This window comes from Chloroflexota bacterium (assembly GCA_020850535.1).
Lineage (GTDB): Bacteria > Chloroflexota > UBA6077 > UBA6077 > JACCZL01 > JADZEM01.
The window spans coordinates 15,909-28,362 of the sequence record JADZEM010000219.1 but is presented as its reverse complement, the minus strand read 5'-3'; the positions used below and the strand labels follow the sequence as shown (position 1 = coordinate 28,362).

Here is a 12,454-nt window from a genome sequence, read left to right as displayed (position 1 = left end):
CACCCTGTCCAGGCCGCTCGACGGCGAGCGGAGTCCACGGCATGCACCGCAGAGGCGGCAACGCACCGGTCGGGTGGCCCCTGACGTACGCGGTGCGCGCGGCCTCGTGAGCGCAGTCTCAACAGAAGGGAGAGGCGGCAGAGCGGCCTGTGTGGGACAGGCGCGCCTGCGTCCGCTGGCAGGCCAGCGGCGTTCTGCCGCGAACGGAATCAGAATGTCTCTGCACCAGATCGCGAATCGCCGCGTAGCCCGACGCTCGTTCGTGTTTGGCGCCCTGGCCACGGCCGGCGCGGCCCTGCTCTCGGCCTGCAGCGCACCGCCCGCGCCCGCCGCGCCGACCACCGCCCCCAAGCCGGCCGGCACCTCGGCGCCGCCGCCCGTCGCGGTCGGCGGGCAGGCGTCGCCGGCGCCGGCCGCCTCGCCGGCCGGCGCTGCCGCGGCGTCCCCTGCTGCTGGGGCCTCGCCGGCGGCCAGCGCGTCGCCCGCTGCTGCCGCGCCGGTGGCCTCCCCGGCCGCTGCCGCATCGCCTGCACCCTCGCCGGCCGCCCAGCAGGCCCCGGTCTTCACCGGCCGGACCGTGCAGATCGACTTCTCGCACATCTGGGCCACCCCGCCCGGCGCGACGTCTGCCCAGGTCCACCCGGCCGAGCAGGTCGTGAACGCCTACAACGCCAGGAACACCGGCGTGAAGGTCAACAGCCGCGTAGACAGCACCGTCTACCTGGAGAGCATCCAGAAGGCGCAGGCCGACATGGCGGCCGGCAAGCCGCCGGCCCTGGTGATGACGCCGTGGGCGTTCATCAACTTCGCGGAGGCGGCCCTCAACACGACGAACCTGGAAGACCTCGCGCCGGCCGGCGAGCTTGACACGATGCTGGCCAACATGAACCCGGCCGCCGTCAACCTCGTGACACTCAACGGCAAGCGCAAGGGCTTCCCGTACGCGCTGTCCTGCCCGGTCATCTACTACAACAACGATGTCCTGAAGAAGGCAGGCGTCGAGCCGGCTGCGCTGTTCAAGGACTGGGCCGCGTTTGCGGAGCTGGGACCGAAGATCAAGGCCGTCACCAATGCGCCGATCATCGGCGTCGGGACCAACTCGGACTGGCCGGCCCAGAGCCTGATCCAGAGCGCCGGCGGCCGCATCCTCAACGACGACAACACCCCGGCCATCGACAGCCCCGAGTCCGTCACGGCCATGAAGACGATCGCCGATCTGAACAAGGCCGGCCTCTGGTCTACGGCCACCTCGCAGGAGAACAACGCGGCGTTCAGCGGCGGCACGCTCCCGCTGTTCATGGCGAGCGTCGCGGCGCTGGGCGGGTTCCGGCGCAACCTCTCGTTCGACTTCAACACCAGCACCTTCCCGCTGTTCACCGGCAAGCCTCGGCGGATGTCGGCGGGCGGGTCGTACATCGGCTGCTACGCCAAGGACAAGGATCAGCAGGTGGCGGCCTGGGACTTCCTGAAGTTCGCGGCCTCCGAGGAGGGCACGAAGATCTGGATGCAGACGGGCTACCTGAACGTCACGAAGCATTCGGTGCAGACGCTGCCGGGCCAGGAGGCGGCGTACACCCAGCTCAACGAGGGCCTGACCCGCGAGACGGCCTGGCCGGGCCGGCGCGGCGCAGAGGCGTCTCGGGTCTGGGATGGGTACGTCCAGCGGATCTGGTCGAACGACGTGAGCGTGGAGGACGGCCTGAAGCAGGCCAAGGCCGAGCTGACGACGCTGTTCTCGCAGGCGTAGACACGCGGGTCAGCAGCCCAGGCCCGGGAAGGCCCTCACCCCCCGACCCAGTCGGGCCACCGGTCCTGTGCGCGGGCGAGGGGGAGACACACGAGACAGGCGTTGCTCCCCCTCGCCCGCGCACAGGGAGAGGGGGTTGGGGGGTGAGGGCCTTCCCGGCTCCCGGGCCACCGTCACGGTCCTGCCGCGCCGCACGACGCCCGCACGATCAGCTCGGGCGGCACCAGCATCCGCCGCGGCTCCTCCGCTGGCCCCTTCTCGATCCGCGCGAGCAGCAGCCATGCCGCCCGCTCGCCGATGGTCGCGCCGCGCTGCGCGATGGTCGAGAGCGGCACCCAGAGCTGATCGCCGCCCGTCAACTGGTCCCCGCCGAGCACCGCCATGTCGGCGGGGACGCGCAGCCCGCGCTCACGCAGGACGCTGAGGACGCCCAGCGCCACCGCGTCGTTGTAGGCGAAGATCGCGTCTGGAGGCTCGGCCAGCCCGAGCAGTTGGGTGGTGGCCTCACGGCTCCCCTCGAACGTCTCCGCGATCTTCACCACCAGCGACGGGTCGAACGGCAGGCCAAGCTCGGCCAGGGCGTCGCGGTAGCCGCGCAGCCGCTCGAAGACCGTCGAGATGGTGCGTCGCCGCAGGATCAGCCCGATTCGGCGTCGGCCTGCTCGTCCCAGGTGGAGCGTGCCGAGCCGTCCCACGGCGTAGTTGTCGTTCAGCACGGCATCCAGGTTCGCGTGCTGGAGAAAGCGATTGACCAGCACCAGCGGCGTGCCGTCCGCCGCCACATCCTCGATGGCTGAGCTTTCGAACTGGCACGGCATCGCGATGATGCCGTCCACCCGGTGCTCGCGAAAGAGGCGCAAGGTTGCCCGCTCGCGTTCGGGGCTGCCATCGCTGTTCGCCAGGATCAACTGGTAGCCGCGCTCGCGCATCACCCGTTCGATGCCGCGAATCGACTCCAGCATGAACGGCGTGGTGAGATCGTCCATCAGCAGGCCGACCGTCCGCGTGCGCCGGTGGGTCAGGCTGCGCGCCCGCGCGTCAGGAGTGTAGCGCAGCTCCGTGACCAGCTGGAGGATGCGCTCGCGGGTCTCGGCGCTCACGTCCGGGCGGTTGTTCAGCACCCGCGAGACGGTGACCTTCGAGACGCCCGCCCGGCGGGCTATGTCCATGATCGTGACCATCAGCCCCCCGGTGTCCAGACGCCGTCAACGCGGCCGTCACGCGCTGATTGTGGAGCCGCCAGGATGCGCCGTCAAGCGGCAGACGGGCGGACGTTTCAGGAACGTTGAAGGGTGTCGCTCTGGTTGACAGCCTATCGCACCTGTGATAGCGTACTCCATCGGAACCGGTTACGGAACCGATCACACTGCTGGCAATCGCTTCGTTGCTCGATGCAACGATGCGGCGTTCCCCTGCCTCGCCACGCCGCTGGCCCGCCCCGTCGTGCGGCCAGCACGCTGACACTGCTGTCTGCTGGGAGGTCGTATGGCGCGTGCTCCGAAGTCTGGTGACCTCGTCCTCGTCACCGGCGCGACCGGGCGCATCGGCGCGAACCTGTGCCGGGCTTTGCGGGCCAGGGACTACCGCATCCGGGCGGTGGCGCTGCCGGGCGATCCCGCCGTCGCCAAGCTGGCCGGCCTGGATGCCGAGATCGTCGAGGCCGACCTGCGCGACGAGCAGGCCGTCATCCAGGCCTGCGCCGGGGTGGATGCGATCTGCCACCTCGCCGCGCTGATGGGGCCAGAGGCTGGCGACATGGGCGTCAGCGAGTACTGGCACTTGAACGTCGACGCCACACTCCACGTCCTCGAAGGCGCCCGCCTGAACGGCAACCTGAGCCGGCTCGTATTCAGCAGCACGGACGCCACCTACGCCGCGGTCAACCCCCGCTACAGCCCGATGGACGAGAGCCACCCGCAAGACCCCGTCAACCTGTACGGCCTGACGAAGGTCGTCGGCGAGCGGCTCTGCCTGGACTACCTCACCGAGTTCCAGGTGCCGACGGCCATCGTGCGGTACGGCGGCGTCGGCAGCCCTGACGAGCGCGCGACGGGGGCCACCTGGCGGCTGAGCGCCCAGATTCGCCGCTTCAAGTACGCCAAGGAGAACCACAACAACTACCTGTGGGTCTCGGTCCAGCATCTCCCGACGCCCTGGGAGTACCTCGAGCCGCTCCAGTCTGAGGGCGACCCGCTGATCGCGCTGACGGACCAGGACGGCCGCCCGTTCATCTCGCACCCCACGGACGTCCGCGACGCCGTGCAGGGCACGGTCCTGGCCCTGGAGAACCCGGCCGCCGTCGGCGAGGTCTTCAACATCCTCGGCCCGGGGCCGGTCTCGTCGCTGGAGGCCGTGAAGCACCTCTCCGAGCGTCTCAATCTGCCGTGGCGGCCGGCCCCGGTCCCGTTCCGCCAGGCCTATGAGATCTCGACGGCGAAGGCCCGCGCCGTCCTCGGCTACCGCCCCGAGATCGACTTCTTCCGCGCGGTGGACGACGGCCTCGCCATGCTGGCAGGCCAGGACGTCGGGATCATCCCGGCCAAACTGCCTGTCGCTCGCTAGCCACCGACCGCCTCCTCGGCTCGCGGCCGCCAGCGTGCCCGCGAGCGCTCCGCGTTCCGCTCGGCCCAGACTGCGCCCCAGTGTCGGGGCACGCTCGGCTCAAGGAGGAGAACCGCCATGGCTCGCGTCACCCCCACCCCATCGTTCGAGCAGCGTTGCTCGCGCCGCCACTTCCTGATGGCCGCCCTCGCGACGGCTGCCCTGCCGGTGGCCGCTGCCTGCGGCGGCCAGGGCTCGACCACGGCTCCGGCCAAGCCGGCCGAGTCGAAGCCTGCCGAGACCAAGCCGGCCGCGCCGGCCGCCGCGGCCCAGCCGACCACCGCGGCCGCGAAGCCCGCTGAGGCGGCCAAGCCAGCCGAAGCCGCCAAGCCGGCCCAGGCCGCGCCCGCCGCCAAGTCTGGCGGCCCCGTCACCCTCTCGATGATCGGGCTGGCTGGACATCCGTCCTGGATCGCCACCAAGGAGATGCTGAAGGCGTACAAGGAGAAGGCCCCGAACGTCGAGATCAAGACCTCGGAGTTCGATCTGCCGCAGATCAACGACAAGGTCAACATCGACTTCCAGGCCAAGAAGGGCGAGTACGACATCGTCTGGATGAACAGCGCCCAGACGGTCGGCTACTGGACCGAGGCCGGCATCGTCGTCCCGCTGGATGAGATGGTCTCGAAGTCGTACGACCTGGACGACTTCCTCAAACTGGCCCGGGGCATCGGCACGGTCAAGGACAAGCTGTACGGCATCGCCATCATGATCGAGGAGCGGATGCTCTCGTACCGCAAGGACCTCTTCGACGCCGCCGGCCTGAAAGTCCCGACGACCGTTGACGAGATGACCGCTGCCGCCGAGAAGCTGACCGTCAAGGAGAAGAACCAGTTCGGCTTCTCCCAGCGCAACCGCGCCGGCGGCTCGGCAGCCTACGACTGGATGGGCTGGCTCTACTCCTACGGCGGCATCGTCTTCGACAAGGAGTACAAGACCCACCTGACCGACCCGGAGGCGAAGAACGCCCTCGACGCCTTCCTGAAGATCGAGAAGTTCGGCTCGCCGGCCTCCAACAAGAGCTACGGCGAGATCGTCAAGGAGCTGCAGACCGGCGTTGCGGCGATGGCCAACGACGTGACCATCATCACGCCGCTGCTCGAAGACCCGGCCCAGTCCCAGTTCGCCGGCAAGTTCGGGTATGCCGTCGCGCCGGCCGGCCCGAAGGGGCCGCGCCCGGAGACCTCCTCGCACCTGCTGGCGATCTCCTCGCTCAGCAAGCAGCGCGAGCCGGCCTGGCAGTTCATCGAGTGGATGACGGCCAAGGAGAACGCCAAGCCGTGGATCTTCGCGGGCGGCGCGGCCTTCCGCGAGAGTATGTACAAGGATCAGGAGATCATCGCCAAGTACCCGCAGTACACGATGTTCAAGGAGATCCTCGACAAGGGGAACCCGGACTACGTGCCGCGCGTGAAGGCGTCCGCCGAGATCCTGACCAAGGTCAGCGACGAGATCAACGCGGCCGTCGTGGGGGTCAAGGACTCGGCCACCGCGCTCAAGGACGCCGATGCCGCCGTGGCCGCCATCCTCAAGCGCGAGGGTTACCAGAAGTAGTCGCCTACCCGTACTCCTCCGCGCGAACGCCGCTGTGAGACGGACGTTTGGGCGGACCGATTCAAGCTGAGGCAGGCCCTCGTCCGGTGCGACGTGTGCACGTTGCCATGTCATCCTGAGCGAAGCGAAGGACCTCACCCGCTGACGCGGATGGTGACGGTCAGCGGGGGAGATCCTTCACTTCACTCGGTGGAGAGCGCTGACTACCAGGTCATCGAGTGGCTGACGGTCAGCGGGTGAGGTCCTTCGTTCCACTCGCAGGCTCGCTTCACTCAGGATGACAGGGAGGCGTGCGCGCAGCATTGACGGCTTGTCGATCTGGTGAGTCTGTCCGCCCCTGCGCCGCCGAGAGGTACGTGCCTCGTCGGCGGCGCAGGGGCATCTTCCCGCCTTCAGTTTTCGGAGAACGCCATGCTCCAGCCTGCGCGGGTGGCACACGCCCGCCCGAACCCGAGCCACCGGCTCAACCTCGGCCCGTGGCTCTACCTCGCGCCGGCGATGCTCTGGTTCGCCCTGTTCGCCGTCTTCCCGCTGATCTACACCCTCAACGTCAGCGTCAGCGACTGGTCTGCCGCCGACCATCCGTTTGTCGGCTTCAAACACTACGCCGAGATGCTTGGCGACAACGCCCTGCGCCTCTCGGTGCGAAACACCGTCATCTTCTCGGCCAGCACCCTGGTCTGCTCGTTCCTGCTGGGGCTGGGCGTGGCGCTGTTGCTCGCGTCGGACGACCTCTGGGGCAAGGCGTTCTTCCGCAGCGTCCTGATCCTGCCGTACGTCATCTCGCCGGTCGTCGTCGGCGTGGCGTTCCGCCTGATGATGCACCCGATCCTCGGCGTGCTCAACTACGTGCTCGGGACGACCGGCCGGGACTGGCTCGGCTCGCCCCAGTCGGCTATGTCCTCGGTGATCGCCATCACCGTCTGGGAGCTGACGCCATTCTTCGCCATCATCCTGCTGGCCGGGTTGCTCTCGCTCCCGCGTGAGCCGTACGAGGCCGCCCGCCTCGACGGCGCTGGCGACGTCCAACTGTTCCGCCACCTGACGCTGCCGCTGCTGCGGCCGGTCTGCCAGGTCGCCCTGCTGATGGGCGTGGTGGACGTGCTGAAAGTCTTCGCCATCATCTACGCGACCACCGACGGCGGCCCGGCCCGGCTCACCGAGGTCATCGGGCTGTACATCTGGCGGACCGGCTTCCGCTTCTACCGTCTGGACTACGCCGCCGCGATGGCGATGGTGCTGGTGGCGGTGATCTCGCTGCTGGCGTGGGTGATGATGCGTGCCCTGAGTGAGCGCCGGGAGCAGCCCGCATGATGCCGCGACGTGCGTGTGTCCGACCGTGTTTGCCATCAGACGTGCCACGGCAAGCACGAGATCTCGCGCCAGACCACCTGCCAGACCACCTGCCAGACCACCTGCCAGACCACCTGAAGGGAGGCCAGCCGTGACGTACGCCGCCCGCCGCACGACCCGGCGGATCATGCTGACCGCCCTGGCCGGCGCCATGACGGTCGTCTTCATCTTCCCGCTCTACTGGATCGCCACGATGTCGTTTCAGGACGGCGTGACGGCCTCCACCCTCCCGCCGAAGTTCGTGTTCGTGCCGACGCTCCAGAACTACCGCAACCTGTTCGAGTCGTCAGGCTTCGGGCAGGTCATGTGGAACACCGCGTTCATCGCCCTCGGCACGACCTTCGTGGCATTGCTGTTTGGGACGCCGGCCGCCTACGCCCTGGCTCGCTTCCCGGTCGGCTCGGCCGAGCAGATCTCGTTCACGGTGCTGAGCGTGCGGATCGTGCCATCCTACGTGGCGGTGGTGCCGCTGTTCATCATCCTGCAGCAGTTGAACCTGTTCGGGACGGCCCTCGGGGTGATCGTCGCCGGCAGCCTCGTCGGGATCAGCTTCGTGATCTGGATGATGCGGGCGTTCTTCGCGGCGATCCCGCCGGAGATCGAGGACGCGGCGATGATCGACGGCTGCTCGCGGATCGGGTCGATCGTCCGGGTGGCCCTGCCGCTGGCCGCGCCGGGGCTGGTCGCCACGGCGGTCTTCACCGGCATCGGGGCCTGGAACGAGCTGGTGCTGGTGCTGATCCTCGGCGGCGAGGCGGCCAAGACGATGCCGGTGGCGCTCGGCGGCCTGGTCACCGAGCAGCGCGCCGAGTGGGGCCAGCTTGCAGCCGGCGGCGTCCTGACGATGCTGCCGGTGATCGTGTTCGCGCTGCTGGTGCGCCGCTACTTCCTGTCGGGCGTGACGGCCGGCGGCGTCAACGCCTGAGTGTCGTGGGAGAGGCGGCTGCCGCCTCTCCCACTCCCGGTCCATGGCCGGACGGCATCAGCCCCCGGTGCCGCCGCGCACCGTCAGCGTCACGCCGGCGTCGATGACCAGCACCTGCCCGGTCACCCAGCGCGCCTCCTCGCTGGCGAGGTACACCGCCGCCCAGCCGATGTCCCAGGCGTTGCCCTCGGTCTTGAGCATGCTGGAGCGCTCCCGCTCGGCCCGCCGCTCCGGACTCATGTGGGCCGCCGCCATCGGCGTCCAGACCTGCCCGGGCGCGATGCAGTTCACCCGAATCCCGCGCTCGCCGAGATCGCCGGCCATCGAGATCGTCAGGCCGATCACCCCGGCCTTGCTCACCTGGTAGGCCGGGATGTTCCGATAGTGGCGCAGGCCGGCGATAGACGCGATGTTGATAATCGCGCCGTGCCCGCTGGCCTCCAGGTGGGGGATCGCCGCCTGCGACGTGAAGACCATCGACTTGAGGTTCAGGTCCATCACGCGGTCCCACTCGGCCTCGGAGATCTCCCAGATCGGCTGACGCGAGCCGACGCCGACGTTGTTGTGGAGGATGTCGAGCCGGCCGTACCGCTCGACGGCGGCCGTGACCATCTGCTCGCACTGGTCGCGCTGGGTCACGTCGGCTGAGAGCGCGAACGCCGTGCCGCCCTCGGCCTCGATGCTCGCGACCGTCTCCGCGGCCCGCTCCAGGACGCGGTCGACGCACGCCACCTTCGCCCCCTCACGGGCGAACAGGGTGGCCGTCGCCTTGCCATTGCCGATGCCGGGGCCGCTCGACCCCGCACCGGTCACCAGTGCGACCTTGCCAGCCAGCCGATCTGCCATGCCAGTCCTCCTCGACGGCGCGCCAGGATCGGTCCAGGGCCGGGCGCGCAGCAGTGCGGAAGGATGATAGACCGGCCCGAAACGGCTTGATTGTTGACTTTCTCTAGTTCTATGGTAGAGTATGGCAACAGACCGGGCGGCCGGCTCGTCCAGCCCACTCGCTGCCCGACATCTCGCGCGCGCGTCTGTCCAGGAGGGTTCATGCCTGCTGAGATCTTCGGTATGATCGGCAACCGCCTCGCGTCGGAGATCTGCACGCCGCGCGCGCCGGTCTTCGATCGCGACTTCATCCGCAAGGCCGCCCGCGCCCACGAGGAGGGCGGCTTCGACCGGATCCTCGTCGGGTACTACTCGAACGCGCCGGACGGCTTCCTCGTCGCCGCCTACGCTGCCGCGCAGACCGAGCGCATCGGTCTGCTGCTGGCCCACCGCCCGGGCTTCGTCGCGCCGACCCTGGCCGCCCGCAAGCTCGCCACGCTCGACCAGATGACCGAGGGCCGGCTGGCCGTTCACATGATCTCCGGCGGCAGCGACGCCGACCAGCGCAAGGACGGCGACTACCTCTCCCATGACGAGCGGTACGCCCGCACCGACGAGTACCTGGAGATCCTCAAGCGCGTCTGGACCGAGGACGGCCCGATCACCCATCGGGGGGCGTACTACCATTTCGAGGGGGCGGAGTCCGACATCAAGCCGCTCCAGCAGCCGCGTCTGCCGATCTTCTTCGGCGGCTCCTCGGACGCGGCCATCGCGGTCGGGGCGCGCCACGCCGACACCTACATGGTCTGGGGCGAGCCGCTGGCCGACGTCCGCCAGACGATTGCGCGGGTCCGCGAGGCCGCCGCCCGCGAGGGCCGGACCGTCAACTTCTCGGTCTCCTTCCGCCCGATCCTCGGCCAGACCGAGGATGAGGCCTGGTGGCGAGCGGGCGTCATCCACCGCTCGATTGTCGCCTCGCGGCCGGCCCCCGCCCGCCCGCAGAACGTCGGCTCGCAGCGGCTGCTGGCCGCCGCCGCCCGAAGTGCCGTCCACGACCGCTGCCTCTGGACGGCCATTGCCGAGGCGACGGGTGCGCGCGGCAACACCACGGCGCTGGTCGGGACGCCGGAGACGGTCGCCGACGCCCTGGTGGACTACTACGAGCTGGGCGTGACCACCTTCCTGATTCGGGGCTTCAGCCCCTTGAACGACGCCCGCCAGTACGGCCGGGAGCTGATCCCACTGATCCGCGAGAAGATCGCGCGGGTGGACGCGGATCGCGTCGCCGCCCTGGGACGCAGCGTCGAGGCTGACGGCGGCCCCGTGACCGTCACGACCGCGCGGCGCGCCTCCGAGCTATTGGCTGTCGGCGCGAGCCGCTGACGCGGAGCGACTGCGATGCTCCTCCTTCTCCTGAATGAGCGGTGCTCGTGCGGCGACCCCGCACACCGCCCGAGCCGTCCGCGCCGCCCCTGGCGCGAGCAGCTGGGCCGGGTGGTGCAGCAGATGGCGGTCTACCTGGGCGACGCGTACCTCGCGAACGAGGGGTGCCGAGGAGACATTCTCTGCGCCGCCCCGGACTACTTCGAGGAAGCGGTGCGCGAGGCCGAGCGTCGGCGGCAGTAGCGCCGGGCGCTACTGCCGCCGACGCTCGGCCTCGCTCGACCAGGGGGCCATCTGGTCTACACTGCCGCGCCACATCCGACGCGACAGCGGAGGTTCCTGATGCCGGAGATCATCCTCGAACTGGCCGAAGGCCGGACCGTCGATCAGAAGCGCCAGATCGTCAAAGAGTTCACCGAGACGATGGTCCGGGTCTGCGGCGTCGATCCCGAGGCCGTGGTGGTGATCATCCACGAGATCCCCCGGACGGACAAGGCGAAGGGCGGACGCCTGTTCATCGACCGCTGACGGGGTCCGTTACCACAGGTACTGCCCCTGGGGGTGCTACCGGCGCTTGCGCCCCTGCCTCTTGCGGATGCTTGCCGACGTCGGCAGGGCTGCGCGGGCCGGGCGCAGGCGGATCGCCGGCCCGGGCCGCGGGGCAGCCGGCCCGGCCGGTGCTGACGCCGTGTGGACGAGGACCGGCCGGGGCGCTGGCGCATCGTCGGTGGCCGGGTCGGGCAGGCAGGGTGGCGCTGGACGGCGGCGCGCGGCCGGCCGCCGACGCCGCCGGATGTACCAGGACAGCCCCCAGATCGAGAGCAGCACCACGCCGATGGTCGCCTGATCGTTGCCGAGCACGTCGTGGAGCCAGAGCGTGGCGGCCATCACGACGCCGAAGTAGAGCATGTCGCCGAGCACGGCGAACGTCCAGCCGCTCAGGAAGCCGTGGCCGGCCGCCGCCGCCGCGCCGCGCCCCGAGACGGGGTCTACCGTGAAGCTGAACAGGATCAGCCCGAGCGGCCCGTGAACGCCCTCTTCTTTCAAGCCGGCCCCCTGTGAGGCCCGGTGGAACAAGTCGCGCACCTTGCCGAAGGCCGGGACCGCCCGCCCGAGCCACGCCAGCAGCCAGAACATCGGCTCGTGGGTGATGGCCATCACGATGTCTGACACGAAGTACATCGCGGCGAGGGTCGAGGCCGACAGGCCAGCCTGGTGGCCCATCAGGACGCCCAGCGGGATGCCGCCGCCAATCGGGACCAGGAACAGGAGGAACGCGCCCAGGCCACCGGACGGCCAGGAGGCGGGGAGGGGGGCGGTCGGATCGATGAGGGGGAGCAGGAAATCGTTGGGCATCGTCGGTCTATGAACGATACGGCCGCGGGCCCGGGGACGCAAGCGATCTGCAGCCCCGGGCGATTGCATGATGGGCGGGTCGTGTGGCCTCGTCGGGGCTTGAAAGCCCCGCCTACCATCCTGCCGTCGCTGCGCGACGCGCCAGTCGCACCAGTGCCGGCCGTTCCCGGCGGCCGTCGCGCAGCGACTGCATGCGTGTAGGCGGGGACTTCAGTCCCCGACCGCTTGCCTAGCTCGACCGATCGGCCGTCCGGTACTGCAGCTCGACCGACTCGCGAGTCAGCAGTTTGTCGCAGTCCGGGCAGACGTAGGACACGTTGACGGGGTGCCCGCACGCCCGATGCACCGGCACCGAGTGCGCGTTCTCGTGGCGCGCGCCCCAGGCCGCCAGCGCCCCGACCACCACGTCCAGCTCGCGGCCCTTCTCGGTCAGGACGTACTCGGCGCGCGGCGGGTGATCGGAGTAGAAGCGCCGGGTGACGATGCCGCCCTCTTCGAGCAGCTTGAGGCGGTCCGACAGGATGTTCGGCGCGATACCCGGCAGCGACTCGGTCAGCTCCTGGAACCTGCCCCGCCCGCGCAGCAGATCGCGCACGATGAGCAGCGTCCAGCGGTTGCCCAGCAGATCGAGCGCGCGAGCGACCGGGCAGAGCTGACCGTAGAGACGAGGCATGGCCGCAGTATACCATGCTAGTGACTATTGTCAGACA

Annotated in this window: 12 protein-coding genes; 8 read left to right on the top strand and 4 right to left on the bottom strand. The window is 69.6% G+C overall.

The annotated features are described in order from the left end of the window. Positions 1-214 precede the first annotated feature (214 nt). Positions 215-1,747, top strand: coding sequence for an extracellular solute-binding protein (locus IT306_30380; GenBank protein ID MCC7372758.1), 1,533 nt, complete (start codon positions 215-217; stop codon positions 1,745-1,747). Positions 1,748-1,920: 173 nt separating this feature from the next. Here the strand turns inward: IT306_30380 and IT306_30375 are convergent, their stop codons facing one another. Continuing rightward, complete coding sequence (locus IT306_30375) at positions 1,921-2,916, bottom strand: LacI family DNA-binding transcriptional regulator (GenBank protein ID MCC7372757.1); 996 nt, start codon at positions 2,914-2,916, stop codon at positions 1,921-1,923. A 316-nt stretch (positions 2,917-3,232) separates the two neighbouring features. Here IT306_30375 and IT306_30370 point away from each other — a divergent pair, with 316 nt between their 5' ends. The 4 genes from IT306_30370 to IT306_30355 all read left to right on the top strand — a co-directional run bounded on the left by IT306_30370 (position 3,233) and on the right by IT306_30355 (position 8,180). Next, the gene (locus tag IT306_30370; GenBank protein ID MCC7372756.1) at positions 3,233-4,309 is read left to right on the top strand and encodes an NAD(P)-dependent oxidoreductase; all 1,077 of its coding nucleotides are present in this window, start codon (positions 3,233-3,235) and stop codon (positions 4,307-4,309) included. Between the two features lie 117 nt (positions 4,310-4,426). Then, positions 4,427-5,902 (top strand): sugar ABC transporter substrate-binding protein, encoded by a 1,476-nt coding sequence (locus tag IT306_30365; GenBank protein MCC7372755.1) that lies wholly within the window; start codon positions 4,427-4,429, stop codon positions 5,900-5,902. Between the two features lie 411 nt (positions 5,903-6,313). Beyond that, positions 6,314-7,216, top strand: coding sequence for a sugar ABC transporter permease (locus IT306_30360; GenBank protein ID MCC7372754.1), 903 nt, complete (start codon positions 6,314-6,316; stop codon positions 7,214-7,216). Positions 7,217-7,346: 130 nt separating this feature from the next. Continuing rightward, positions 7,347-8,180, top strand: a complete 834-nt coding sequence (locus tag IT306_30355) for a carbohydrate ABC transporter permease (GenBank protein MCC7372753.1) — start codon at positions 7,347-7,349, stop codon at positions 8,178-8,180. Between the two features lie 57 nt (positions 8,181-8,237). Here IT306_30355 and IT306_30350 read toward each other — a convergent pair whose 3' ends face one another. Continuing rightward, on the bottom strand, positions 8,238-9,026 hold the full coding sequence (locus IT306_30350; GenBank protein MCC7372752.1) for an SDR family oxidoreductase: 789 nt from the start codon (positions 9,024-9,026) through the stop codon (positions 8,238-8,240). Positions 9,027-9,227: 201 nt separating this feature from the next. Here IT306_30350 and IT306_30345 point away from each other — a divergent pair, with 201 nt between their 5' ends. From IT306_30345 to IT306_30335, 3 genes are all read left to right on the top strand, one after another. Next, the gene (locus tag IT306_30345; protein ID MCC7372751.1) at positions 9,228-10,388 is read left to right on the top strand and encodes an LLM class flavin-dependent oxidoreductase; all 1,161 of its coding nucleotides are present in this window, start codon (positions 9,228-9,230) and stop codon (positions 10,386-10,388) included. A gap of 15 nt (positions 10,389-10,403) precedes the next feature. Beyond that, positions 10,404-10,631, top strand: coding sequence for a hypothetical protein (locus IT306_30340; protein ID MCC7372750.1), 228 nt, complete (start codon positions 10,404-10,406; stop codon positions 10,629-10,631). A gap of 99 nt (positions 10,632-10,730) precedes the next feature. Then, positions 10,731-10,916, top strand: a complete 186-nt coding sequence (locus IT306_30335) for a tautomerase family protein (protein MCC7372749.1) — start codon at positions 10,731-10,733, stop codon at positions 10,914-10,916. Positions 10,917-10,952: 36 nt separating this feature from the next. Here IT306_30335 and IT306_30330 read toward each other — a convergent pair whose 3' ends face one another. After that, positions 10,953-11,744, bottom strand: a complete 792-nt coding sequence (locus IT306_30330; GenBank protein MCC7372748.1) for a hypothetical protein — start codon at positions 11,742-11,744, stop codon at positions 10,953-10,955. A gap of 229 nt (positions 11,745-11,973) precedes the next feature. Next, positions 11,974-12,417: a helix-turn-helix transcriptional regulator gene (locus IT306_30325; GenBank protein ID MCC7372747.1), complete on the bottom strand. Its 444-nt coding sequence runs from the start codon at positions 12,415-12,417 to the stop codon at positions 11,974-11,976. Positions 12,418-12,454 lie beyond the last annotated feature (37 nt).